This is a genomic window from Bradyrhizobium sp. Kon37 (assembly GCF_055807535.1).
In genome coordinates this window covers 260,400-284,893 of the sequence record NZ_JBVVOY010000003.1, presented here as the reverse complement: position 1 = coordinate 284,893, position 24,494 = coordinate 260,400, and the positions used below count along the sequence as shown (strand labels likewise).

Below are 24,494 nucleotides of genomic sequence, written 5' to 3'. Positions count from 1 at the left end.
GCTGCGTTCCATCCGGGCTACGGCTCCGAGCTAGAACATCGTGTTGTTGTTCGCCGGATTTTCCGGGATTGGTTGCACCACGTCCCAGTGTTCGACCACCTTGCCGTGCTCCAGCTTGAAGATGTCGACGATCGCGTTGCCCCTGCTGCCGGGCTCGCGAACCGCGTGAACGTGCAGGATGACGTAGTCCCCATCCACGAAGCTGCGCTTGATCTCGCTGTGCGAGTTCGGGAATTTCTCGCGCAGGAAGCCGATGAACTTTCGGAAGCCGTCCGGACCATCGGCTGCGTTTGGATTGTGCTGGACGTAGCGGTCGCCGACATGGGCGAGGGCTGCATCGGCGTCCTTCTGGTTGAGCCCCTTCTCATAGAACGCAAGCACAGTTTTGCGATTGGCTTCTTCTTGCGCGCTACCCGCCATCGCGGCGCCGCCGGCGAGGGACAGCGTGAGGACTGAAGCGGCGACGATTGCGGCTGATCGGACGATGAGATGCATGTGAACTCCGAGAGGCCGCAGCCTCTTTGGCGATTGAGGGTCTTGGCGATTGAAGGAAGCCTGTATAGCTTTCGCACCGGCTCGCGTTAAGAGAGTAACCGGCAGCTCACATGGTCACCGTGAGGAGACCTTCTGCGTCGGTTTACGCCGCCTGCGCTGCCGCGCCATGTGCGTGCTGGGCGATGGCGCCGATGATCTCCGGCCAGAACCGCATCGGCAGCGCGTGGCCCATGCCTTCGATCATCAGCAGCTTTGCGCCAGGAATTGACTCTGCCGTATCCTTGCCGCCCTCGGGGCGGACCAGCGGATCGACGGTGCCATGGATCACGAGCGTCGGTGTCTTGACGCCGTACAGTCGCTCCTTGCGGCTGCCGGAGGCGAGCACCGCCCGGAGTTGCCGGCCGACGCCGGCCGGATTGAGCCCGCGCGCGAACACGCGTTCGGCGCGACCGGGATCGAGCGCCTCTTCCTCCGGGAAGGACCCGGCCCGCAACACGTTCCAGGTCTGGCCGTAGCGGACGATGAACTCCTCCTTGCTGCGCGGCGGCGGCGCCATCAGCATCGCGGCGGCCTCGCGTGTCGGGGGCGGCACGCGCGGATTGCCGGTCGTCGACATGATCGAGGTCAGCGAGCGCACGCGCTCGGGAAACGACAGCGTCACTTCCTGCGCGATCATGCCGCCCATGGACGCCCCGACCAGATGCGCCGACTTGATGCCGAGCGCATCCATCAGCCCGACCGTGTCTTTCGCCATGTCGATCAGCTTGTAGGTTGCGGCCACGGGAATCCTGAGAAACCGAAGCTTCAACAATTCGAGCGGCGTCAGACGCTTGCCGCCGGTGAGATGGCTCGACTTGCCGATGTCGCGATTGTCGAACCGAACGACGCGAAAGCCCTGCGCTGCGAGCTGCTCGCAGAACGCATCGTCCCAGTGGATCATCTGGGCGCCTAACCCCATGATCAGCAGCAGCGGCTCGGCACTGTCATTGCCGAAAGTTTCGTAACAGATGTCGATGCCGTTGGCGTGGACGGTTTGCGGCGGATGATAGGCGTTCACGGCTGCGTTCCCTCGGCTTTTGATCAATACTGTATCGCACGGTTTCCCCTCGCAATGAAGCCGCGTCCGCGACACCGGACCCGCTGCTTGCCGGTTGACCGACACCGCGCAACGGTGTGGTATGGCGAAAAAGGAAGGGCATCGAAGCTCTCGAGTTCAGGAGGACGCCGATGACCGACAAGAGCAACGATCCTATTGCCATGTGGCAGAAGATGGTTGGCGAGATGGAGAAGGGGTTCAACTCCTTCGCCAATCAGGCCATGTCGTCGCCCGAGTTTTCGCAAGCCGTGAACCGGGCCGGCGGCGTTGCTGCAGGTGCTCAGAAGCAGCTCGGCGACCTCATGGAAAAGTATCTGGTCTCCATGAATCTGCCGAGCCGGGACCAGGTCACCGGCCTTGCGGAACGGCTGCAGTCCATCGAAGGACAGATCGGTGAGATCAAGTCGATGCTGAGCCAGATGGCGGCGAGTTCCGGCATTTCTCAGGGCTCCGACACTGCATTGCGCCCCCCGCGCACCAAGCGCCCGCCGTCTGAAGGCGGAGAGCAGACATGAATGCACCCGCCGGATTAGACCTCGCAGGGATCCCGGAGCGCATCCAGTCCGAGGTGCAGCGCGCCATCCAGCGCAGCATCAAGGGCGTCGAATATTTTTCGACCTCCGGTCCCACGCTCGGCTCGACCCCGAAGGACGTGCTGCATTCGCGCGGCACGATGAGCCTCTACCACTATCGTCCGATGTCCGACGAGATCTACCGAATTCCGATCTTGATCGTGATGGCGACCACCAACCGCGGTTACATTCTCGACCTCGTGCCCGGCCAGAGTTTCATCGAGTTCCTGTTGAAGCGTGGTTACGACGTCTACATGCTCGACTGGAGCGCGCCGCGGCCGGAGGAGAAGAGCCTCCGCATGGAGGACTATGTCCTCGACTTCATCCCGGATTGCATCCGCCGCGTGCAGCAGGATTCCGGCGAACAGGACGTCTCCGTCATCGGCTATTGTTTCGGCGGCGTGCTGTCGCTGCTCTACGGCTCGATCCACAGGGACGGGCCGATGAAGAATTTGATCTGCTTCACCACGCCGATCGACTTTCGCGAGATGAAACTGTTCTCGAACTTCTCCGACCGTCGCTATTTCGACGTCGATCGCCTCGTCGACAGCGTCGGCAACGTGCCGCCCGAGATGATCCTGTCGTCATTCGAGATGCTGCGCCCGGCCTCGCGCACCGTCAGCCAGATCCAGCTCTGGGAAAACATCTGGAACGACGAGTTCGTTAAATCCTACCGGATGTTCGACCGCTGGGCGACCGACACGCTGCCGCTGGCCGGCGAATATTTCCGCACCATCACCAAGGACCTGATGTGGGACAATAAGCTGTTCAACGACACCATGTCGGTCGGCGGCCGTGCGGCGAAGCTCGACGACATCAAGGTGCCGTTCCTGCATGCGGTGGCGGAACACGACCACATCGTGCCGTATGAGGCGGCAAAGCACCTGATCGCCAAGATCGGATCGGAGGACAAGGAGGAGGTGATGCTGAAAGGCGGTCACGTCTCGCTCGTCGCCGGCGCCAATGCGGTGAAGCGGCTATGGCCGAAACTGGATTCCTGGCTGGGGAAGAGATCGACATGAGTGAGCAGCGTTCCTATCCGCGTCATGTGAAGACGGACGCGGGCGATATCGAGATCCGCCTGATGTCGCCGGCGGACGAAGCCGCGGTGCTCGCCTTCGGCAAGGGCCTGCCGACCCACGACCTGTTGTTCCTGCCGCGCAACATCAGTGAGCCGAAGGTGCTCTCCGCCTGGGTCAAGGAGATCGAGCGCGGCGCGATCAGGAGCCTGCTCGCGGTCAGGGGCGGCACGGTCGTCGGTTGCGGCACGCTGGTGCGTGACCCGCACTCCTGGTCGCCCCATGTCGGCGAGATCCGGATGGTGGTTTCGCTCGATGTGCGCGGAAAGGGGGTGGGTCGGACGCTGTCGCAGGAGACCTTCGCACTCGCGCTCGGCGCTGGCCTCGAGAAGCTCTCGGTCCAGATGACGGTCGATCAGCAGGCCGCGATCACGCTGTTCGAGAGCCTCGGCTTCAAGGCCGAGGCACTGTTGCGCGATCATGTCCGCGACATCGACGGCAAGACCCACGATATCGTCGTGCTCGGGCACAACATCGCGCAGGTCCAGGCCCAGATGGAGGCCTATGGGCTGCCTGGCGCCGTCCAGCATTGAGAACCGCTGGACGGGTGTTCGGGAACTGGATGGTCAGGGAGGCGCCAGAATGCCTCCCATTAAGGCTATTCACGGTTTCGTGATATCGCACTGCAATATCGATATTGCATCGCACAATTAACTATGCCATATAAGCCGTGCCCCGGGCCAAAACCGGACGGGGTGAGCCCATAGCTCAACCAATGAGGATGGAGAGACCCCAATGACCACCGAAACCAATACCGCTTTCGAAGGCTTCAAGGACGCGTTCAAGAACATCCAGAACCTGGAAGTTCCCGAGGCCGCTCGCGAGTTCGTCAAGAAGTCTGCCAATACCGCTAAGGACCGTGCTGCCGAAGTGTTCGCTGGCTCCGAGCGCGTGACCGCCGCCGTCGAGAACGCGGTGACCGAGTCCGTCACCGAAGCCGGCAAGATCAGCCGCAACATCCAGCAGGCGATCTACGAGGACGCCGAGGCGTTCTTCGCGGGCATCGACAAGCTCGCGTCCGCCAAGTCGTTCAGCGAAGCTGTCGAGATCCAGTCCGGCCTGCTCCGCTCCCGCGGCGAAGCGTTCGTCTCGCGCGCCAAGGCGACCACCGACTATTTCGGCAAGCTCGCCGCCAACGGTGCGAAGTCCGCTCAGGACAATTTTGCCAAGGTCTACAACAAGACCGCCTGATCTGCCTGAGACGAGAAACTGAATTTGAGGCCCGCTTCGGCGGGCCTTTTGTTTTTCCGCCGCAGCCGTCATTGCGAGCCAACGGGTCCGCGCGAAGCGCGGCCCGATGACAGGCTCCGCGAGGCAATCCAGTCTGCCTCCTTGGAAAGACTCTGGATTGCTTCGCTTCGTTCGCAATGACGGATAGTGTGATGCTGTGATGACTCCATCAGGCGCCTTCTCTTTCGACACTCCCGGCGACGCAGAACGCGCGGCCGAATTGCGCCGCGTGAAAGCGCTGGCGACCATGGTGCTGGGTTCGACGCTTGTCCTGTTCGTCGTCGCGAAATGGCTGCTGCCGGTGCATCCCGTGTTCGGATTCATCGCGGCCTTCGCGGAAGCCGCGACCATCGGCGGGCTCGCCGACTGGTATGCGGTGGTCGCGCTGTTCAAGCGGCCGCTGGGTCTGCCGATCCCGCACACCGCGATCATCCAGAGCAATCAGGCCCGCATCGCCGACAAGCTCGGCGAATTCATTCAGGTGCATTTCCTCGAGGCTGCTCCCGTCGAGGCCAAGCTGAACGAGATCGATTTCGGCTCCTTCGTCGCCGACTGGCTGCGTGATCGTAAGCGCAGTGACGACCTTGCGCGCTTTGCGCTGCGCCTGCTGCCGGAGGCCGTCTCCGCGACCGAGAGCTCCGGTCTGATGACCTTCATCATCCGGCGCATGTCATCGCAGCTCGAGGCGATCGACCTCGCGCCGCTCGCGGCCGGCACGCTGCGCGGCTTCGTTGCCGAGGGGCGTCACCAGATCCTGTTCGACGATCTCCTGCGCGTGATGCACGAGACGCTGAACCAGACCGAGACGATGGCGATGATCCGTGAGAAGGTGCGGGCGGAATTGCCGACCCTGCTCAGGCTCTATCGCGCCGACAAGTTTCTGGTGAACAAGATCGTGGCCTCCGCCACCGCGTTCTTCAATGAAGTGCGCAGCGATCCCAAACATCCGTTCCGCGGCGAGTTCGATCGCATGGTGCTGAGCTTCGTCGACCGGCTCGGCACCGACCAGGCCTATATCGACCGCATCGACGGTTTGAAACGCGATCTGCTCGCGCGTCCCGAGCTCGCCGATCTCGCCCGCACCGTGTGGGCCAACACGCGGTCCTTCATCGAGCGTAGCGCAAGCGGCGAGACGCAGGTGCTGCAGCATCATCTCGCCGGTATGTGTGTCGCGGCCGGCGAAGCGCTTGCCGGCGATGCCGAGCTGCGCGGCGAGATCAACAAGGGCCTGGTCGCGGTGCTGCGCAGTTTCGTCGCGGACCAGAAGAGCGGCGTTTCGACCTTCATTTCCGACCAGGTCAAATCGTGGGACATGGCGCAGCTGATTTCGCTGATCGAAATCAACATTGGCCGCGACCTGCAATACATCCGATTCAACGGTTCGCTGATCGGCGGGCTCGCGGGCCTTGCGCTTTACTCCGTAGAATTCCTGCTTCGATTGTTGTGACTTTTGCGTCACGGACGCCAGCATTAGCGCCCCGGCCTATTGTGGCCCGGTGTGTCTCCCGCTTGAATGTCGGGAACCCGCTGCCTAGCTGATTCATGTTGCGTTGCGGAACGATCAAGAAGCCGGCGTGTTGGAATCCCATACCCATTTGCCGGCAAACAACCGGTGGCCTTTTCAGCAATTCTCCCAAGGGGACCATTGATGACTGCTACTGCCCAGACGCTGAGCCCGCCGTCCCGCACCCTGATGTTCCTGGAAGGGCGAGCGATCCACGAGTTCGGCGCATTCCTTGGCGCGCTGCCGCTGCTCAGCCTCGCGCCGCGCGGTGATGGACATCCGGTGCTGGTACTGCCGGGCCTCGTGGCCTCAGACTCATCCACGCGCGCGTTGCGCACGTTTCTGTCGGGCAAGGGCTACGCGGTGAGCGGCTGGCGCCAGGGCCGCAATTACGGCCTGCGCGATGGTGTGCAGCACGCGATGGTGGATCTGGTTCAGGAGCTCAGCGACAGGCACAGCCGCAGGATCAGCCTGGTCGGCTGGAGCCTCGGCGGTCTCTATGCGCGCCAGCTCGCCAAGATGATGCCCGACCGCGTACGCCAGGTGATCACGCTCGGCAGCCCCTTTGCCGGCGATCCGCATTCGACCAATGCCTGGCGCGTCTATGAATGGGCGAGCGGGCGGAAGTCCGACGAGGTCGATCCGCAGTTCGGCGGCGATCTCGCCGTTCCGCCGCCGGTGCCGACCACGGCGATCTTCAGCCGCACTGACGGCGTCTGCGCCTGGCAGGGCTGCATGGAGAAGTCGGGCGCGCAGACCGAGAGCATCGAGATCGAGAGCAGCCATTGCGGCATGGGCCATCATCCCGCCGCTGTCTTCGCGGTGGCTGATCGCCTTGCGCAGAAGGAAGGCAGCTGGCGGCCCTTCGACCGCAGCGGCTGGCGCAGCGTGGTCTATCCCGATCCGCATCGGTAGGGCTCTTCTTCACCTCGCCCCGCTTGCGGGGAGAGGTCGGATCGCATCGGACATGCGATCCGGGTGAGGGGGACTCTCCGCGAGTCCAACTCCCACCGTTTCTGAGGAAGCAGCCCCTCACCCCAACCCTCTCCCCGTAAGGACGGGGAGAGGGAGAAGCAAGACCGTCGCACCCGTCCATTGTCGCGCCGGCACCAAACGCGCTATGCCTCGCACATGGCGCATCCGTTATCCCGCATCATCGAGCAGCTCAAGCGCGAGCCGTCGCGCACCGGCTCCATCGTCATCACGGTGTTCGGCGATGCCATCGTGCCGCGTGGCGGCTCGGTATGGCTAGGCACCCTGCTGGAATTCTTCGAAAGTCTGGACATCGACAGCGGCGTGGTGCGTACCGCGATGTCGCGGCTTGCCGCCGATGGCTGGCTGACGCGCGAGAAGGTCGGCCGCAACAGCTTTTATCGCCTGGCCGACAAGGGCCGCCAGATCTTCGAGGCCGCGACACGCCATATCTACGATCCGCCGCCATCCGACTGGACCGGCCGCTTCGAACTGCTTCTGATCGGCAATGGTGAGGATCGCGACGCCTCGCGCGAGGCGCTCCGCAATGCCGGCTTCGGCAGCCCGCTGCCGGGCGTGTGGGTCGCGCCGTCAGGCGTGCCAGTGCCGGACGAGGCCGCGGGCGCTATCCGTCTGGAGGTCTCGGCCGAGGATGACAGCGGTCGCCGGCTGCTCAGTGCGAGCTGGCCGCTGGATCGCACCGCGGACGCCTATCTGAAGTTCATGAAGACGTTCGAGCCGCTGCGCACCGCGATCGCGCGCGGCACGGAGCTGTCCGAGGCTGACGCCTTCACGGCGCGCATCCTCCTGATCCACCATTATCGCCGCGTTGTGCTGCGCGATCCGCTGCTGCCCGAAAGCCTGCTTCCGGCGAACTGGCCAGGCAAGGCCGCCCGCGCGTTGTGCGGCGACATCTATCGCGCGCTGCTTGCCCCATCGGAACAATGGCTTGATGGCCACGGAACAAATGAAAAGGGGTCATTGCCGCCGGCGCGAAAACTCCTGGAACGGAGATTCCAGACTTGATTATTATGTTACAGAAATATCTTGCATGATATAATTCTTGTTATATATTGCCTCTCAATAAAATGGGAGGATGCGCATGTATACCCAGGCGCTGAACACGACCGAGGCGGATGACCGCAGCCTCGAGGACGCAGCTAAGGCGGCGCAGTTTCAGGCCCGCATCGATGCCGAGGAGCGCATCGAGCCGAACGACTGGATGCCGGCGGCCTATCGCAAGACGCTGACCCGCCAGATCTCCCAGCACGCTCATTCCGAAATCGTCGGCATGCTGCCCGAAGGCAACTGGATCACGCGCGCACCGTCGTTGCGCCGCAAGGCCGCGCTGCTCGCGAAGGTGCAGGACGAGTGCGGCCACGGGCTTTATCTCTATGCCGCGGCCGAGACACTCGGCACCTCGCGCGAAGAGCTGGTCGACGCCATGCTCGCGGGCAAGGCAAAATATTCCTCGATCTTCAACTATCCGACGCTGACCTGGGCCGACATCGGCACCATCGGCTGGCTGGTCGACGGCGCCGCGATCATGAACCAGATCCCGCTGTGCCGCTGCTCCTACGGCCCCTATGCCCGCGCGATGATCCGCGTCTGCAAGGAGGAGTCGTTCCACCAGCGCCAGGGCTATGAGATCATGCTGACGCTGTGCCGCGGCTCGGACGAGCAGAAGGCGATGGCGCAGGATGCCCTGAACAGATGGTGGTGGCCGGTGCTGATGATGTTCGGCCCGCCGGATGCCACCAGCCAGCACAGCGACACCTCGACGAGATGGAAGATCAAGCGCTTCTCCAATGACGAGCTGCGGCAGAAATTCGTCGATGCCACCGTGCCGCAGGCGCAATATCTCGGCCTCACGATTCCCGATCCCGGCATGATTCAGGATGCGGATGGGCACTGGCGCTACAGCGAGATCGACTGGACCGAGTTCAAACAGGTGCTCGCCGGCAATGGCCCGTGCAACCGTGACCGGATGGCTGCGCGCCGCAAGGCGCACGACGAGGGCGCCTGGGTACGCGAGGCGGCAGCTAGCTATGCCGCGAAGCGGGCGCAGCGTCGAACTGCACAAGCGGCAGAGTAGGGAGATCACGATGGCCACGCCGAACACGCCGCTGTGGGAAGTCTTCATTCGCAGCCGCAACGGGCTCGCGCACAAGCATGTCGGCTCGCTGCATGCGAGCGACGCCACGATGGCCCTGCAGGCTGCCCGCGATATCTACACGCGTCGCGGCGAGGGTCTTTCGATCTGGGTCGTGCCGTCGACGGCGATCACCGCAAGCGATCCCGCCGAGAAGGGCATGATGTTCGAGCCAGCGGAATCGAAGATCTACCGGCACCCGACGTTTTACGAGGTGCCTGAAGAAGTGGGGCACATGTGATGGCGAGCGCCAACACCCAGGTCTCCGAAACGCCGCTGGTGCTCTACGCGTTGCGCCGCGCCGACGATGCGCTGATCCTCGGCCACAGGCTGTCGGAATGGTGCGGGCACGCGCCGATGCTCGAAGAGGATATGGCGCTCTCCAACATCGCGCTCGACCTCATCGGCCAGGCCCGCGAGCTCTACACCTACGCAGCCAAGGCCGAAGGCAAGGACAACGACGAGGACAAGCTCGCCTACCTTCGCGATGTCAGGCAGTATCGCAATCTGCTGCTCCTCGAGCAGCCGAACGGCGACTTTGCCCAGACGCTGGTACGGCAGTTCTTCTATTCCGCCTTCGCCGATCTCTACTGGCGCGCCATGATGATCTCGCGCGATACGACGCTCGCTGCGATTGCCGCGAAGTCGGAGAAGGAGAGTGCCTATCATTTGCGGCATTCCTCGGAGTGGATCATCCGACTCGGCGACGGCACCGACGAGAGCCATGCCCGTGCCCAGGCTGCGATCGATCATCTCTGGGCGTTCACCGGCGAGATGTTTGCCGTCGACGACGGCGAGCGCGCCTTGATCCATGCCGGTATCGCCGTAGACCCAGGGACCTTGCGGGGTCGCTGGCTGACGACACTCTCGGATGTGATCGGCGAAGCCACGCTCAAGCTGCCGCAGAACGACTGGATGCAGCAGGGCGGCCGCATGGGTCGGCACAGCGAGCACCTCGGCCAGCTTCTCGCAGAGCTGCAATCGATGCAGCGCACTTTCCCGGGGCAGACATGGTGACGGTGCTGGAGCCCCATAGCGAACTGCGCCAACGGGCCTGGGATGCCGCGGCGAGCGTGGTCGATCCCGAAATCCCGGTTTTGACCATCGCCGATCTCGGCGTGCTGCGTGATGTCGTACTCGACGGCGATCAGGTCGAGGTCGCGATTACCCCGACCTATTCGGGCTGCCCGGCCATGAACATGATCGCGCTGGAAATCGAGGTCGCGCTGGAGCGCGCCGGTTTCCGCAGTCCAAAGGTCCGCACCGTGCTGTCGCCGGCCTGGACCACGGACTGGATGAGCGAAGAGGGCCGCCGCAAGCTGCGCGCCTACGGCATCGCGCCGCCGCAGGCTTCGAATTCACGCCGCGCGCTGTTCGGCGAACAAGCCGTTGCGTGCCCGCAATGCGGCTCGGCGAATACCGAGTTGCTGTCCGAATTCGGCTCCACCTCCTGCAAGGCGCTCTGGCGCTGCAGGGCCTGCCGCGAACCCTTTGATTATTTCAAGTGTCATTGACCATGTCAGCAGCCGCACCACGCTTCCATCGCCTGGCCGTCAACGACCTCCGCCGCGAGGCGTCGGACGCCGTATCGCTGACATTCGCCATCCCGGCGGAGCTTGCGACCGACTACGCCTTCACGCCCGGCCAATACCTCACGCTCCGCACCATGCTGGATGGTGAGGAAGTGCGCCGCTCCTATTCGATCTGCTCCGGGCCCGACGACGGTGAGATACGCATCGCCGTCAAGAGGGTTGATGGTGGCGCGTTTTCGAGCTGGGCAGCGGACGATTTGAAGTGCGGCGACGCGCTGGACGTGATGACGCCCACGGGACGCTTTGGTGTGATCCCGCCGGCCGGCGCCGGGCGTATCCATGTCGGCTTTGCCGCCGGCTCCGGCATCACGCCGATCCTGTCGATCGTCAAGGGCACGCTTGCGCGCGAGCCGGACAGCCAGTTCTTCCTGTTCTACGGCAATCGCACCACCGACAACATCATGTTCCTCGAGGCGCTCGAAGAGCTCAAGGATCGCTTCATCGATCGGCTCTCGATCTTCCACGTAATCTCGGGCGAGGAGCAGGACATTCCGATCCTGCACGGCCGGCTCGACGGCGACAAGGTGAAGGTATTGTTGCGTTCGCTGGTGCCGGCGGAAAGCGTCGATCACGTCTTCATCTGCGGTCCGTCCGGTATGAGCGAGGACATCGAGGCGACTTGCCGAGGGCTCGGCATCGCGGAAGAGCGTATCCATGTCGAGCGCTTCGTCTCCGAGTTCGGTGGCAAGCCGCGGCCGAAGAAGATGGTTGCGCCGGACGCGCCGCCGAAAGCGATCGCGTCGCTGATCATCGACGGCAAGCGCCGCGACGTGCCGGTTGCCGAGGACGAGGCCATCCTGGATGCCGCGCTACGCGCCGGCGTCGATCTGCCGTTCGCCTGCAAGGGCGGCATGTGCTCGACCTGCCGTGCAAAACTGGTGGAAGGCGAGGCGCCGATGGACATCAACTACTCGCTGGAACCTTGGGAGCTGAAGGCTGGCTTTGTCCTGACCTGTCAGGCCAAGCCATCGTCGGAGCGGGTCGTGGTCGACTACGACCACGTTTGACAGTTTTAGCCAGGCAGCAGAACATCGTGTCCAAACAATCGGACGGGAGAAGCGCGTGAACGTCAAAGCCGCCTTGTCGCCCGAGGATGTTGCCCGCGCCTGCGCCGATGCGATGTGGGCGGAGGACGATGCCTCCAAGGGACTCGGCATGGAGATTGTCGAGATCGGACCGGGCTATGCGACGCTGGCGATGAACGTGCGGCCGGACATGGTCAACGGTCAGCGCATCGCCCATGGCGGTTTCATCTTCACGTTGGCAGATTCCGCTTTCGCTTTCGCGTGCAACTCGCACAACGACCGCGTCGTGGCGGCGCAGGGCCAGATCACCTTCATCAAGCCGGGCAAGCTCGGCGATCGCCTCGTCGCAAGAGCGCGCGAGATCACGCGCGGCGGCCGCTCCGGCATCTATGACGTGCGCGTCACCGCCGGCGATACAGTCATCGCCGAATTTCGCGGGCATTCGCGGGTCATTCCCGGCAATTGGCTGCCGGCGCAGGATCAATAAAGAAAAGCAATGATGCGGGGAAACGAGGATGGCTCTGACGAGGCTCAAGGAAGGTGGTAACACCTATCGCGCCGAAATGGATGCGCATGAGCGCGCATCGCGCGACGAGATCAAGGCGCTCCAGACGGAGCGGCTGGCCTGGTCGTTGAAGCACGCCTACGACAACGTCGCGCACTATCGCAACGCCTTCGACGCGGCCGGCGTGCACCCGTCCGACTTTCGAGAGCTCTCGGACCTTGCGAAATTTCCGTTCACCGTGAAGACGGACCTGCGCGACAATTATCCCTTCAACATGTTTGCCGTGCCCCGTGAAAAGTTGGTGCGCGTGCACGCGTCCTCCGGCACGACGGGCAAGCCGATCGTGGTCGGCTATACACAACGCGACATCGACACATGGTCGGACGTGATGGCGCGCTCGATCCGCGCCGCCGGCGGTCGAACTGGCATGATCATCCACAATGCCTATGGCTACGGTCTCTTCACCGGCGGGTTAGGGGTGCACTATGGCGCCGAAAAACTCGGCTGCACCGTGGTGCCGATCTCCGGGGGCATGACCGAGCGGCAGGTGCAGCTCATCAACGACTTCCGGCCCGACATCATCACGGTGACGCCGAGCTACATGCTGGCGATCCTCGACGAGTTCAAGCGCCAGAAGCTCGATCCGCGTCAATGCTCGCTCAAGGTCGGCATCTTCGGCGCGGAGCCCTGGACCAATGCGATGCGCGGCGAGATCGAGGACGCCTTCGACATGGATGCGACCGACATCTACGGTCTTTCCGAGGTGATCGGGCCCGGCGTTGCGCAGGAATGTATCGAGAGCAAGGACGGCCTGCACATATGGGAAGACCATTTCTATCCTGAAGTGATCGACCCCGACACCGGTGCGGTGCTGCCTGACGGGGAGAAGGGCGAACTGGTGTTTACCTCGCTCACCAAGGAAGCCTTTCCGGTGATCCGCTATCGCACCCGCGACCTGACGCGGCTTCTGCCGGGCACGGCGCGGCCCGGCATGCGACGGATGGAGAAAGTGACGGGGCGCTCGGACGACATGATCATCCTGCGCGGCGTCAACCTGTTCCCGACCCAGATCGAGGAGGTTCTGCTCGCCACCGACTGGTGCGGAGGGCATTTCATTCTGGAACTGACCCGCGAAGGCCGCATGGACGAGTTGACCATCATTGCCGAGGCGCGGCCGGAGAGCTGGGACGGCCGGGGCCTTCTCGACCATGCGAGCCGGATCTCGACGCACATCAAGAACACCATCGGCATCAGCTCCAGGGTGAGCGTGGTTGCGCCGGCCACGCTGGAACGCTCGCTCGGCAAGGCCAAGCGCCTCTACGACAAGCGGCCCAAGGATTAGGTCCCCTCATGGTGAGGGGGCGCGTAGCGCCGTCTCGAACCATGCAGGCCAGGATGCTGCAACGCGGGCCTTCATCCTTTGAGACGCTGCTGGCGCGGCTCCTCGGGATGAGGGGAGGCAGGTTGACTTGGGTCTCTCCAAGGGCGACAAGGCCGGCGAGAAATCGCGGGTCTTTCCATGTCAATAGCCGATCCCAAAGCCGTCGATGCGCGCTGTGTGCGCCTCACCGCGAAGGCCGAGAACGCGGCTGCGGTTGCGCCGGTGGTTGAGCCTCACGCGCTTGTTCGCGGCCCTAACGATCTGCTGATCGAGGTGAAGGCCGCCGCCGTCAATCCGTCCGATGTCAAGGCCGCGACCGGGCTGATGCCCTATGCCGTCTTCCCGCGCACGCCGGGTCGCGATTACGCGGGTGTAGTGATTGACGGGCCGGCCGGTATGATCGGCCGCGAAGTGTTCGGCTCCTCCGGCGATCTCGGCATCCGTCGCGACGGCACCCACGCCAGCCATCTCGTCGTTGAATCTGACGCGGTTGTCGACAAGCCGAAAACCGTATCCTGGGAGGAGGCCGCCGGCATCGGCGTGCCCTTCGTCACCGCCATGGAGGGCTTTCGCCGCGCCGGCATTCCAAAGCCCGGGGAAACGGTGCTGGTATTCGGCGTCAACGGCAAGGTCGGTCAAGCGGCGGTGCAGATCGCGACCTGGCAGGGCGCGCGTGTCATCGGCGTGGTGCGCAAAGCGGAAGCTTATGAGGGCCATACCAACGCGGCCATCGAGGTGATCGACGCTTCCGCGACCGACGTCGCCACACGCGTGCGCGAGTTGACCGGGAGTAAAGGTGCCGACATCGTCTTCAACACGGTCGGCGATCCCTATTTCCAGGCGGCGCACAAGTCGCTCGCGCTTCGCGGCCGCCAGATCCTAATCGCCGCGATCGACCGCATCGTGCAGTTCAACATCCTCGAATTCTACCGCGGGCAACACACCTATGTCGGCATCGACACGCTCGGCCTCTCGTCGATCGCGACAGGCGCTGTGCTGCGTGACCTCGGCCCGGGCTTCGCGAGCGGGCACCTGAAACCGTTCGCGATCAAGGCGAACGCCGTCTATCCGCTCGAACGCGCGAAGGAGGCCTATGTCGCCGTTGCAGGCTCGTCGCGGGATCGCGTGATCCTGAAGCCTTGATCATGGAATCGTCCACCCAACTCGTCATCCTCGCGGGTCTCGTCATTGGCCTGGTTTACGGCGCCGTCGGCCTGCTCAGCGGCTTCTGCCTGATGAGCAGCATGCGCGGCTGGCTGGCGAAGGGGGATGGGCGGCTGGTACGCACCTACGCGTTGGCGATCGCGGTTGCGACCGCCGCGAGCCAATTCCTCGCCGGCAACGGCATGGTAGATCTCGGCAAATCGATCTACCTGCAACAGTCCTTTTCGGTGCCGGTGCTGTTTCTCGGCGGACTTCTGTTCGGCTACGGCATGGTGCTGTCGAACGGCTGCGGTTCGCGCGCGCTGGTGCTGCTCGGTCGCGGCAATCTCCGCTCCTTCGTCGTGGTGGTCGTGCTCGCGATCGCCGCGCAGATGACGCTCAAGGGCCTGATCGCGCCGGCGCGCATCGCGCTGGTCCAGGCCTCGCAAACCACGGTCAATTTGAATTCGCTGCCGTCACTGTTGGCGACGTTCGGTCCAGCAGAAGCGGTTTCGCGCGCGATGGCTGCTGCTGTCGTCGTCGTTGCGCTGATCCTGTTTGCTTTCGCGCACCCGGCGTTCCGGCGTTCGCCCGGCCAGATCGCAGCCGGTGTCATCGTCGGTCTCCTCGTCGCCGGCGGCTGGCTCGTCACTGGCTATCTCGGCGCGGACGATTTCAACCCCGTCCCAGTGACCTCGCTCACCTTCATCGCGCCGATCGCGGACAGCCTGCAATACGCCATGCTCTCGACCGGCCTGACGCTGAATTTCGGCATCGCGACAGTTGGCGGCGTCTTCGTTGGCAGTCTGGTCACCGCGCTTGCTACGGGCCGTTTCCATCTCGAAGGCTATTCCTCGCCACGCCACATGCTGCGATCGGCGGGTGGCGCCGCGCTGATGGGCATCGGCGGCGTGATGGCGTTCGGCTGTTCGATCGGGCAAGGGCTCACAGGCGTGTCAACGCTCGCGCTGGGCTCCTTCGTCGCCGTCGCCGGCATCCTGCTCGGCACGACGGCGGGCTTGCGCGGGGTCCTGCGCGTTCAGCCGTTCGCGGTAGCCTGACGGCGCAGCATACGATCGCCGAGCGTTGCAAAGCCAATGCCAGCGATGATCAGTCCGGCCGCAACGGCAAGACTAGTATCAATAGGCTCGCCCAGCAGGATCGCAGCGCAGGCGATCCCGACGAGCGGCGTTCCAGTGGTTCCGAGCGCCGTCGTCAGAGCCGAGATGCTCTTGTTGACCATCGACATGGCCCAATAAGCCAGCGCCGTCCCGATCAGACCGGAGTACAGGAACAGCAGGACGAGTTTCCATGACCATTCCGCGTGCGGCAGCCCCTCCACGATCATCGCAGCCGCTGACAGCACGATCGTGGCAACGAGCACTTGCCAGATTAGGAGCTGAAGTGGCGATGCGATCCAGCGATGGGCCCGAATATAGATGATATTCGCCGCCCATGAGATCGCGGCCAGGATCACCATGCCTGCGCCGAGCACGACGTTGGTGTTGGTCCAGTCGATCGATGCCGGATTCAGGATCACGGCAAGGCCGATCAGCCCGAGCAAGGCGCCGGCCAGCTTTGGCGCGGTCAGCGTGTCCTTCCCGAGCAGCGGCGCGGCGATCGCGACCCAGAGCGGCGTGGTGTAGCCCAGCACGATGGCCTTGCTCGCGGGCAGGAAGCGCACACCAGTCGCAACCAGCACCGAGAACACCGTCATGTGCAGCAGTGCGACGCTGAGGATTACCGGAACGTCGCGCCGCTCCGGGATCACCAGATTGTTGCTCAGTCCGAGGATCGCGAACAATCCGGCCAGCGCGATCCAGCTGCGGATTGCCGACGTCCACAGGGGTGGGAGGAACTGGACGAGCTGCTTCGTCACCGACCAGTTCACGCCCCAGGCCAGCACGACGATGAGAAACAGGCCGACGGCCGCGCGGGGTGAGAGGGAGTTCATCGCAAAATCCTTGAAGCAGTTCTATCAGGCGAATAGCATCCTGTTTGGCACCTGAAAAAGTGCCAGATCGGAAAGGATTAAGGTGCCAGTTCCGGACAGCATGATTTCCGCCCTGATCGACCTGAACCGGGCCGACGACGACGGACTGGTGGCTCAGCTGACGAGCCAGCTCCGAAGCTTGATCGCGACGGGCCGCCTCAGCAAAGGCCGCACGCTGCCGTCGAGCCGCCGGCTTGCGAGCGATCTCGGCGTCTCGCGCAACACCGTCAGCTATGCGTTCGAGCAGCTCGCCGCCGAGGGATATCTCGAGGCCTCGCACGGCCGCCGTCCGATGGTCACGGTCGAGGGCGGCGAGCGCATTGCAGAGGCGGGCGCCGTTGCATCTCGCATGCGCCTTGGCAGGCCGCGGCTTTCGCCTTGGGCTTCGAACCTCACGCAGACCGACTGGCCGATGTCTTATCAGGCGCGACTGAGACCCTTGCGTCCCGGGCACGGCGATTTCCGGGAGTTTCCGAACGAGGTCTGGGCGCGTTGCCTGCGCCGCAGCGCCGTGCGCGCGGCGAAGCGCGAGCTCGGACCGGTCAACCGGACGCGCCTGCGCGAGGCGCTGGCGCATTATCTCGCGGCCAGCAGGGGCGTGCGCACGACGGCGGATCAGATCCTGATTCTGCCGAGCGCACAGGCGGCGCTGACCTTGATTGCGGCCGCCCTCATCACGCCCGGCGACGACGTCTGGGTCGAGGATCCCGGCTACCCCGGCGCCGCAGCCGCCTTCCGCGCGTCCGGTGCGCGCGTGACCGGGATCAGGTTGGACGAGCAGGGCATGCAGCGGATTCCGGGGATAGCGACCCCGACATTGATCTTCATGACGCCGTCGCACCAGCACCCGACCGGTCGCCTGATGTCGCTCTCGCGCCGCACGGAATTTCTTGGCCTGAGCAGGCCCGGCAAGACCTGGATCGTGGAGGACGATTACGACGGCGAATTCCACTATGATAGCCGGCCGGTGCCGGCCTTGCAGGGACTCGATGCCCATGGCCGCGTGTTCTATGTCGGCACGTTCTCCAAGGCCATGACCTCGGACATCCGGCTCGGTTACCTCGTCGTTCCGCCGGCGCTGGTCAACACCTTGGAGATCGCACAGCGGCACATCGGGCTGATCGCCCCGAGCCACGTCCAGGAAGCGCTGGCCGAGTTCATTGCCGACGGGCATTTCCTGGCGCACCTGCGCCGGATGCGCCGGATCTATCACGCTCGTCGCGATCACCTCGTCGACGGACTCGAGCGTCATCTCGGCGAGGTACTCTCTGCCGAAGTGCCCCCGGGCGGCATTCAGCTCGTCGCGCGTCTCAAGCGCGGTCGCGCCGACCAGGCGGCGGTCAAGCGGCTGGTCGAAGCGGGCGTCGAAACGCGCGCCCTGTCCGGCTTGGCAGTGGGCAGGCCGCGCGATCACGGCCTGCTGCTCGGCTTCGCGGCCTGGCGCGAGAGCGAGATCACCGCGGCGTTGCGAACGATGGCGTCGTGCTTCTAGCGCCAGCGTCCTAGGCCACAGCCCTGGTCACGATCCGGATTTCCGAGGTCAGCGTCCGGTGCACCGGGCATTTGTCGGCGATCTCCATCAATTTCTTGCGCTGCTCGGGATCGAGCGCGCCGTCCATCGCGATGTCGCGCTCGATCTGGTCGAGCATGCCATCGCGCGTCTCGCATTCCGCGCAGTCTTTTGCATAGATCTTGGAATGCTTCAGCGAGACGGTGACACGGTCGAGCGGCAGCGACTTGCGGTCGGCATAGAGGCGCATGGTCATGGAGGTACAGGCCCCGAGGCCAGCGAGCAGGAGATCGTAGGGACCAGGGCCGGCATCCTCGCCGCCGGCGGCGACCGGCTCGTCCGCGGTCAGGTGATGCGGACCGACGGAGATGGTCTGGTTGAACTTGCTCTTGCGGGTCTCCTGCACCACGACCCGGCGCTGTGCCTCGGGGAGATCCATTGCCTTCGCGGGTTTGGCTGTGTCGATGTACCGGCTTGCCCAGGCGGCGATCATGTCGGCTGCGTAGAGCGCATCGGCCGGCTTGGTCAGCAGATGATCCGCGTGATCGAGCGAGACGAAGCTCTTGGGATGCCGGGCTGCGACGAAGAGCTTCGTCGCATTGTCGATGCCGACGGTATCGTCGACCGGAGAATGCATCACCAACAACGCCTTGTGCAGGCCGGTGACGTCTTTCATCAGCTCGTGCTCGGCGATGTCGTCGAGGAATTCGCGCTTGATCCGGAACGGGCGTCCCGCAAGCGAGACTTCAACCTCACCTTGCGTGCGAATGTCGTCGAGATGCTCTTTGAACAGACCGGTGACGTGCGCGGGATCGGATGGTGCCGCAATGGTCACAACCGCCTTGGCTTCCGGGATTTGTCCTGCTGCCGCAAGGATCGCAGCGCCGCCGAGGCTGTGACCGATCAGGATCGACGGCGCCTTGCGAACGCTACGCAAATGATCGGCGGCGCGCACGAGATCGGCGACATTGGAGGAAAACGTCGAATTGGCAAAATCCCCTTCACTGGAGCCGAGCCCGGTGAAGTCGAAGCGCAGCACCGCGATGCCCTTGGCGGCGAGCGCGACCGAGATGCGTTTGGCGGCCAGAGTGTCCTTGCCGCAGGTGAAGCAATGCGCGAACAGCGCGAAGGCGGCAGGCTCGCCGTCCGGCAGTTCGAGCGCGGCCGAAAGCTGATGGCCGCCTTCGCCGGTGAATTGAAAGCGTTCCGTCGGCATGGGCATCCCCCCGTCCTTGCTTAAACCTAATCGCCCGAATAGCGCTGCTCGGCCCAGGGATCGCCGCGGTTATGGTAGCCGCGGACTTCCCAGAAGCCCGGCGCGTCCTCGGTCAGGAACTCGATGGCCTGGAGCCATTTGGCGCTCTTCCAGAAATACAGATGTGGCACCACCAGCCGCACCGGGCCGCCATGTTCGTCCGACAATGGCTCACCGGACCAGCTATGGGCGAGCAATGCATCCTCGGCGGCAAAGTCGTCCAGCGCGAGGTTGGTGGTGTAGCCGTCATGGGAATGCAGCACGACGAAGCGCGCGTCCTCGCGCGGCTGGCAGGCCGCGAGCAGCTCGCGCGTAGCGAGCCCCTCCCACTCATTGTCGTAGCGCGACCAGGTGGTGACGCAGTGGATGTCGGAGATGAACTGCGCCTGTTTCTGGGCGGCGAACTCGGCAAAGGTCCAGAACACGGGGTTCTCGATCGCGCCGTAGACGTCGAGCCGCCAGCGCTCGCGCGAAATCGGCGGCACGACGCCGAGATCGAGCACCGGCCAGTCTTTTGTCAGATGCTGGCCGGGCGGCAGGCGCTGATCTTCCGGGCGCGTGACCTTGCCGGTCAAAAAGCGGCCTTCGCGCGCCCATTTCTCCTTGGTGCGCGTCAGCTTGCTGTCGGGGCGCTCGTTGTCTTCGGCCATCGGCTACTCGTGTCGGTGCATCGCGGAGGCGTGCTTGGTGTCGCGCATGGTGGAATAGATGATCAGTGACAGGCAGATGATGCCGGCGAGATAGTAGTAGAACCACTCCTCATGCCCGATGCTCTTGAAATAGAGAGCGATCGCCGGCGCCGTGCCGCCGAACAGCGAGACGGTGATCGCATAGGGCAGACCGACGCCGAGGGCGCGGACATTGGTCGGGAACAGCTCGGCCTTCACCACGGCGTTGATCGAGGTGTATCCGGCGACGAACAGCCAGGCGCAGCAGATCAGGATGAACGCGATGAAGGGCGACTTGGTCTCCTTCAGCGTCATCAGGAGCGGCACGGTTGCGAGCGTGCCGGCGACGCCGAAGAAGATCAGCAGCGGCTTGCGGCCGATCTTGTCGGAGATGGCGCCATAGATCGGCTGCAGGATGGTCGCGAAGATCAGCGTGCCGAAGATCACGAACGTGGTCTGGTCCTCGGTCAACCCCACCGAAAGCTTGACGAAGGTCTGCATATAGGTGGTGAAAGTGTAGAACGCCGCAGTGCCGCCCGCGGTCAGGCCGACCACCAGGAGCAACTCGCGGGGATAGCGCAGCAAATTGGTGAGCGAGCCGGTCGGCTTCACCACCTTTCTGGCTTCTTCGAAGGCCTCGGTCTCGTGCAAGCCGCGCCGCATCACCGCAGCAAAGATCGCGAGCGCCGCACCGATCGCAAACGGGATGCGCCAGCCCCAGGCTCTCAGTTCCTCCGGCGTGAGGAAGATCTTTTGCAGAAGCAGCAGCACGATGATCGCGGTGAGCTGGCCGCCGATCAGGGTGACGTATTGGAAGCTCGAATAGAAGCCGCGGTGCTTGGGGTCGGCGACCTCGCTGAGATAGGTGGCGCTGGCGCCGTATTCGCCGCCGAGACTCAAGCCTTCGATGACGCGGGCGAGCGCCAGGATCACCGGCGCGGCGAAGCCGATCGTGGAGTAGGTCGGCGTCAACGCGATGATCAGCGAGCCGAAGCACATGAAGACGACCGACAGCGTCAGCGAGATGCGCCGCCCGTAATGATCGGCGATATAGCCGAACAGCCAGCCGCCCAGCGGCCGCATCAGGAAGGTCGCCGCGAAGACGACGGCGACATTCAATTGCTGCACGACGGGATCGTTGCCGGGAAAGAAGGCGGGAGCGAAATAGAGCGCAAACGCGGTGTAGGCGTAGAAGTCGTACCACTCGACGAGATTGCCGATCGAGCCGATGAAGATCGCCTTGATCCGGCGCTTGGCGTCGGCGACGTCAATGTGGTCGGAGGCCGGTCGGGTTATTTGTTCAGTCACGTCCGGCCTCTCCGTGTGTTTGGAGAGGTCTACATCGCCTTTCCAAGCAAAAATGGCAACTGGCGGGGGCCTCTGACGGTTCCCTGGGACCAGGTCACCGTGCCTGCCGGATCGAGGGCGAAGTCCGGAATTCGCTTCAGCCATTCCTCCAGCGCAACCTGCATCTCCATGCGCGCAAGGTTCGAGCCGACGCAGCGGTGGATGCCGAGGCCGAAGGCGGCGTGGCGGTTCTCGCGGCGGTCAATCACGACCTTGTCAGCATCCGGAAACATTTTCGGGTCACGGTTGGCGGCCGGGAAGGACAGCAGCACCATGTTGCCCGGCTTGACCGGGCAGCCTGAGATCGTGGTCTCCTTGACCACTTCGCGCGCCATCGTCACCGGCGAATAGGCGCGCAGCAGCTCTTCCACCGCGGTCGGGATCAGCCCGGGCTCGGCGACCAGGCGCTCGCGGTCGGCGGGCGTCCGGGCGAGGTGCCAGAGCGAGGAGCCGATCGCGCTCCAGGTGGTGTCGATGCCGGCAATCAGGAGCAGGCGCAGCGAGCCCAGCACGTGCGAATCCTCGAGTGGATTGCCGTCCTTGTCCCTTGCATTCATCAGATAGGAAATGAGGTCGTCGGTCGGCTTGCTCTTGCGCGCCTCGATATGGCCGCTGAAATAGACGGTCATCTCCTGCACCGCCTGAAGCAGCGTGTTTTCGTCCTTGATGCCAAGTTCCAGGATCATGTGGATCCAGCGGATGAAGAGATCGCTGTCTGTCTCGGGGATGCCGAGCATGTGGGCGATCGCGCGAACCGGAATGTGCTTGGTGTAGCGCTCTGCCGCGTCCAGTCGGCCTTCAGTGATAAAACCGTCGATCAACTCGTTGCAGATCGCGCGTACCCGCGGCTCCAGCTTCTTCATCGCGTCCGGCGTGAACGGCGGCAGCAGCAATTGCTTGGCTGGCTTGTGCACCGGCGGATCGGACGTGATCGGCGGGGCGGAGTTTCTGCTGGTGATCTCCGGCCGAACGTCGCGGACGATGATGCGACGCGAGGAGAAATGCTCGCTGTCGTTGGCGATCTGGCGCACCGCTTCATAGGTCGTCGGCAGGTAGCAGCCGAGGAAGCGGTCGGTATGCACGACCGGGCTTGCGGCGCGCAGCTCGTCCCAGATCGGGAAAGGATCTTCCGTCCATTGCGGATCGGTGTGGTCGAAATCGTGGACCCAGTCGGTCACGGGCGGATGGGCGGCGGGCTGGCTGACGTCGGACATCTCGAAATCCCTTGGGGCTCGTGTTCGCGGAAGGCTCGCGGGGCAGCGGCTGCGCTACTCCTCGATCACGTCGATCGCGATTTCCGGACAATTGGATTTGGCAAGCCAGGCCTTGTCTTCGAGGCCGGATGGGACGGTGCCGTCGCCTGCTTCGTGGGCGTTGCCGTATTCGTCCAGCTCGAACAGCTCCGGCGCCAGCGCCTTGCAGCGTGCGTGCCCTTGGCATTTGTCCGGATCGACGCGAACCCTCAGTCGCTCTGTCATGGCGGCTTCCTCGGTCGTATGCGCTCCGGCCCGAAGGCGGCGCGCGCTCCCATCTGAGTTCTTATTCAAGTTATAGGATATTACATTCGCGGCGGGCTTCCCCTGTCAAGCGCAAACTTATAGGCTCCGCGCAACATGCGTTCACAACTTTCCCGCAAGCCCGAGAATACCTACCACCATGGCGATCTCCGCGACGCCTTGATCAAGGCCGCGCTGCGCGAAGCCGAGCAAGGCGGGACGGAGGCGATCAGTATCAAGGCGCTGGCAAAGCACCTCGGCGTCTCGCAGCCGGCGCCCTACCGGCATTTTGCCGATCGCGAGGCGCTGCTTGCGGCGGTGACGGCGGAGGCGTTTCGGCAGCTCAGCGGGATCTTGCGGGCGGCGATGGCAAGGCCGTCGAAGCGGTCGAAGCTGTCGCTGCTGGCGCAGGCAACGCTGGATTTCGGCTTACGTCGCAACGGTGTCTATCGCTTGATGTTCGCCTCGCGCACGGTGTCGTGTGCGGCGAAAGGCAGCGAGCTGCATGAAGCGACCCGCGAAACCTTTGCGCTCGTGATCGAGGCGCTGGAAGCTCCGGCAGTTGATTACTTGCGCGAGCGGCAGGCGCTCAAGATCTGGGCGGCGGTGCACGGCGTGGTGATGCTGGCTGAGCAGGGACTGTTCACCGGCGAGGCGGCCCATGCCACGCGCGAAGACCTGGTCGAGGACTTTGTCAGCGAAACCAAGGCGGCGCTTGCGGCGGCGATCAAGGGCGCGCGGCACCGGAAAAGGGCCGGCGCTTAAGCCTTTGCCGCCAACAGCTTCCTCAGCTTCTCGACGGCGCTGTCAGGCGTGGTCACGACGGGGCGGCCGGTAGCTTCTCCCACGACGGGCGCCGTTGCTGCGATGCTGAACTGCGCGAGCGCGATGACGTCGCAATCGCGCAAATCGCGTGAGGCTTCCACGATCAGCCGGTCATGCGTAGCGCGGTCGCCGCGGTCCAGCGCGGCAAGCGCGCCTTCGGCTAGTTTCGGCACGACCTGGACGGAGGAAGGAAACTCCGGCGGCATCGAGGCCAGCGTCGGCGCGAAGGTCGAGAGCAGGCCGATGCGCCGGCCCATCGTCACCGCCCGTTCGATCATGGCTTCGTTCGGCTTCAGCACCGGCATCGGCGCATGCGCGCGCGCAACCGCCTCGATGCAGGGACCGAACGCCGAGCAGGTGAACAGGATCGCATCCGCGCCGGTCGCCGCGGCGTAGCAGCCGAGCGCAAGAAAGCGCTCGGTCATGGCATCGTTGAGCTTGCCGTCACGCGCCAGATCCGCCGACAGGCTGTCGTCGAGCAGGTTCATCAGCCGCGGTTCCGGCCACGCCTTCGCGAACGCAGCTTCGATCGGGGCGACGGAATGCTTGAGGGCGTGGATCAGGGCGATGCGCATTGGGTTCGGCGTTTCTTCTCCCTCTCTCCCGTTCTTACGGGGAGAGGGGTGGGGTGAGGGGCTCTATCCACGTTGGCGG

General features: G+C 64.0%; 27 protein-coding genes. 18 read left to right on the top strand and 9 right to left on the bottom strand.

Annotated features, from left to right (window positions below; translation table 11 throughout):
- Nucleotides 1–30: 30 nt before the first annotated feature.
- Both AC0L3J_RS09275 and AC0L3J_RS09270 read right to left on the bottom strand, forming a co-directional pair.
- The gene (locus AC0L3J_RS09275; RefSeq protein ID WP_456765314.1) at nt 31–495 is read right to left on the bottom strand and encodes a nuclear transport factor 2 family protein; all 465 of its coding nucleotides are present in this window, start codon (nt 493–495) and stop codon (nt 31–33) included.
- Nucleotides 496–637: 142 nt separating this feature from the next.
- Nucleotides 638–1,552 carry an alpha/beta fold hydrolase gene (locus AC0L3J_RS09270; protein ID WP_473346806.1) on the bottom strand — a complete coding sequence of 305 codons (915 nt, stop codon included), beginning with the start codon at nt 1,550–1,552 and terminating at the stop codon, nt 638–640.
- 170 nt (nt 1,553–1,722) lie between these two features.
- Between AC0L3J_RS09270 and AC0L3J_RS09265 the strand changes: the two genes are divergently transcribed.
- The 16 genes from AC0L3J_RS09265 (at nt 1,723) to AC0L3J_RS09190 (ending at nt 15,807) form a co-directional block, all read left to right on the top strand.
- Nucleotides 1,723–2,106: a hypothetical protein gene (locus AC0L3J_RS09265; RefSeq protein ID WP_247425902.1), complete on the top strand. Its 384-nt coding sequence runs from the start codon at nt 1,723–1,725 to the stop codon at nt 2,104–2,106.
- Entirely contained in the window at nt 2,103–3,185 is a 1,083-nt protein-coding gene (locus AC0L3J_RS09260) for a PHA/PHB synthase family protein (protein WP_456765312.1), read from the top strand. The genes AC0L3J_RS09265 and AC0L3J_RS09260 overlap by 4 nt, the downstream gene beginning before the upstream one ends.
- Entirely contained in the window at nt 3,182–3,775 is a 594-nt protein-coding gene (locus AC0L3J_RS09255) for a GNAT family N-acetyltransferase (RefSeq protein ID WP_456765311.1), read from the top strand. Before AC0L3J_RS09260 ends, AC0L3J_RS09255 begins: the two co-directional genes overlap by 4 nt.
- A gap of 202 nt (nt 3,776–3,977) precedes the next feature.
- Entirely contained in the window at nt 3,978–4,433 is a 456-nt protein-coding gene (locus AC0L3J_RS09250) for a phasin (RefSeq protein ID WP_007607904.1), read from the top strand.
- A gap of 199 nt (nt 4,434–4,632) precedes the next feature.
- Nucleotides 4,633–5,919 carry a DUF445 domain-containing protein gene (locus AC0L3J_RS09245; protein WP_456765310.1) on the top strand — a complete coding sequence of 429 codons (1,287 nt, stop codon included), beginning with the start codon at nt 4,633–4,635 and terminating at the stop codon, nt 5,917–5,919.
- Between the two features lie 201 nt (nt 5,920–6,120).
- A complete protein-coding gene (locus AC0L3J_RS09240) occupies nt 6,121–6,891 on the top strand; it encodes an esterase/lipase family protein (RefSeq protein WP_456765309.1) in 771 nt (256 codons plus the stop codon).
- A 216-nt stretch (nt 6,892–7,107) separates the two neighbouring features.
- Nucleotides 7,108–7,974 (top strand): phenylacetic acid degradation operon negative regulatory protein PaaX, encoded by an 867-nt coding sequence (paaX, locus tag AC0L3J_RS09235; RefSeq protein ID WP_456765308.1) that lies wholly within the window; start codon nt 7,108–7,110, stop codon nt 7,972–7,974.
- Nucleotides 7,975–8,050: 76 nt separating this feature from the next.
- On the top strand, nt 8,051–9,043 hold the full coding sequence (gene paaA / locus AC0L3J_RS09230; RefSeq protein WP_456765307.1) for a 1,2-phenylacetyl-CoA epoxidase subunit PaaA: 993 nt from the start codon (nt 8,051–8,053) through the stop codon (nt 9,041–9,043).
- Nucleotides 9,044–9,053: 10 nt separating this feature from the next.
- Nucleotides 9,054–9,341, top strand: a complete 288-nt coding sequence (gene paaB / locus AC0L3J_RS09225) for a 1,2-phenylacetyl-CoA epoxidase subunit PaaB (protein WP_008136594.1) — start codon at nt 9,054–9,056, stop codon at nt 9,339–9,341.
- Nucleotides 9,341–10,117, top strand: a complete 777-nt coding sequence (paaC, locus tag AC0L3J_RS09220) for a 1,2-phenylacetyl-CoA epoxidase subunit PaaC (protein ID WP_456765306.1) — start codon at nt 9,341–9,343, stop codon at nt 10,115–10,117. The genes paaB and paaC overlap by 1 nt, the downstream gene beginning before the upstream one ends.
- Complete coding sequence (paaD, locus tag AC0L3J_RS09215; protein ID WP_456765305.1) at nt 10,111–10,614, top strand: 1,2-phenylacetyl-CoA epoxidase subunit PaaD; 504 nt, start codon at nt 10,111–10,113, stop codon at nt 10,612–10,614. Before paaC ends, paaD begins: the two co-directional genes overlap by 7 nt.
- A 2-nt stretch (nt 10,615–10,616) precedes the next feature.
- Nucleotides 10,617–11,699 (top strand): 1,2-phenylacetyl-CoA epoxidase subunit PaaE, encoded by a 1,083-nt coding sequence (paaE, locus tag AC0L3J_RS09210; RefSeq protein ID WP_473346803.1) that lies wholly within the window; start codon nt 10,617–10,619, stop codon nt 11,697–11,699.
- Nucleotides 11,700–11,754: 55 nt separating this feature from the next.
- Nucleotides 11,755–12,204 carry a hydroxyphenylacetyl-CoA thioesterase PaaI gene (gene paaI / locus AC0L3J_RS09205; RefSeq protein ID WP_456765304.1) on the top strand — a complete coding sequence of 150 codons (450 nt, stop codon included), beginning with the start codon at nt 11,755–11,757 and terminating at the stop codon, nt 12,202–12,204.
- Between the two features lie 28 nt (nt 12,205–12,232).
- Nucleotides 12,233–13,564, top strand: coding sequence for a phenylacetate--CoA ligase PaaK (paaK, locus tag AC0L3J_RS09200; RefSeq protein WP_456765303.1), 1,332 nt, complete (start codon nt 12,233–12,235; stop codon nt 13,562–13,564).
- A 177-nt stretch (nt 13,565–13,741) separates the two neighbouring features.
- A complete protein-coding gene (locus AC0L3J_RS09195) occupies nt 13,742–14,746 on the top strand; it encodes a quinone oxidoreductase family protein (protein ID WP_456765302.1) in 1,005 nt (334 codons plus the stop codon).
- 2 nt (nt 14,747–14,748) lie between these two features.
- On the top strand, nt 14,749–15,807 hold the full coding sequence (locus tag AC0L3J_RS09190) for a YeeE/YedE family protein (RefSeq protein ID WP_456765301.1): 1,059 nt from the start codon (nt 14,749–14,751) through the stop codon (nt 15,805–15,807).
- Here the strand turns inward: AC0L3J_RS09190 and AC0L3J_RS09185 are convergent.
- Nucleotides 15,786–16,700 carry a DMT family transporter gene (locus AC0L3J_RS09185; protein ID WP_456765300.1) on the bottom strand — a complete coding sequence of 305 codons (915 nt, stop codon included), beginning with the start codon at nt 16,698–16,700 and terminating at the stop codon, nt 15,786–15,788. The genes AC0L3J_RS09190 and AC0L3J_RS09185 overlap by 22 nt on opposite strands.
- A gap of 100 nt (nt 16,701–16,800) precedes the next feature.
- Here AC0L3J_RS09185 and pdxR point away from each other — a divergent pair, with 100 nt between their 5' ends.
- Nucleotides 16,801–18,231 carry a MocR-like pyridoxine biosynthesis transcription factor PdxR gene (pdxR, locus tag AC0L3J_RS09180; RefSeq protein WP_473346857.1) on the top strand — a complete coding sequence of 477 codons (1,431 nt, stop codon included), beginning with the start codon at nt 16,801–16,803 and terminating at the stop codon, nt 18,229–18,231.
- 10 nt (nt 18,232–18,241) lie between these two features.
- On the opposite strand, the gene AC0L3J_RS09175 is transcribed toward pdxR, so the two are convergent.
- The 5 genes from AC0L3J_RS09175 to AC0L3J_RS09155 are packed head-to-tail and all read right to left on the bottom strand — an operon-like array spanning nt 18,242 to nt 22,997.
- Nucleotides 18,242–19,465, bottom strand: a complete 1,224-nt coding sequence (locus AC0L3J_RS09175; protein ID WP_456769674.1) for a bifunctional alpha/beta hydrolase/OsmC family protein — start codon at nt 19,463–19,465, stop codon at nt 18,242–18,244.
- Between the two features lie 26 nt (nt 19,466–19,491).
- Nucleotides 19,492–20,154, bottom strand: a complete 663-nt coding sequence (locus AC0L3J_RS09170) for a sulfite oxidase-like oxidoreductase (protein WP_456765299.1) — start codon at nt 20,152–20,154, stop codon at nt 19,492–19,494.
- Nucleotides 20,155–20,157: 3 nt separating this feature from the next.
- A complete protein-coding gene (locus AC0L3J_RS09165; protein ID WP_456765298.1) occupies nt 20,158–21,480 on the bottom strand; it encodes an MFS transporter in 1,323 nt (440 codons plus the stop codon).
- Between the two features lie 29 nt (nt 21,481–21,509).
- On the bottom strand, nt 21,510–22,733 hold the full coding sequence (locus AC0L3J_RS09160; protein ID WP_456765297.1) for a cytochrome P450: 1,224 nt from the start codon (nt 22,731–22,733) through the stop codon (nt 21,510–21,512).
- Between the two features lie 54 nt (nt 22,734–22,787).
- A complete protein-coding gene (locus tag AC0L3J_RS09155) occupies nt 22,788–22,997 on the bottom strand; it encodes a ferredoxin (RefSeq protein WP_027516766.1) in 210 nt (69 codons plus the stop codon).
- 135 nt (nt 22,998–23,132) lie between these two features.
- On the opposite strand from AC0L3J_RS09155, the gene AC0L3J_RS09150 reads away from it, so the two are divergent.
- On the top strand, nt 23,133–23,780 hold the full coding sequence (locus tag AC0L3J_RS09150) for a TetR/AcrR family transcriptional regulator (RefSeq protein WP_456765296.1): 648 nt from the start codon (nt 23,133–23,135) through the stop codon (nt 23,778–23,780).
- Here the strand turns inward: AC0L3J_RS09150 and AC0L3J_RS09145 are convergent.
- Entirely contained in the window at nt 23,777–24,415 is a 639-nt protein-coding gene (locus AC0L3J_RS09145) for an aspartate/glutamate racemase family protein (protein ID WP_456765295.1), read from the bottom strand. The genes AC0L3J_RS09150 and AC0L3J_RS09145 overlap by 4 nt on opposite strands.
- Nucleotides 24,416–24,494: the final 79 nt, after the last annotated feature.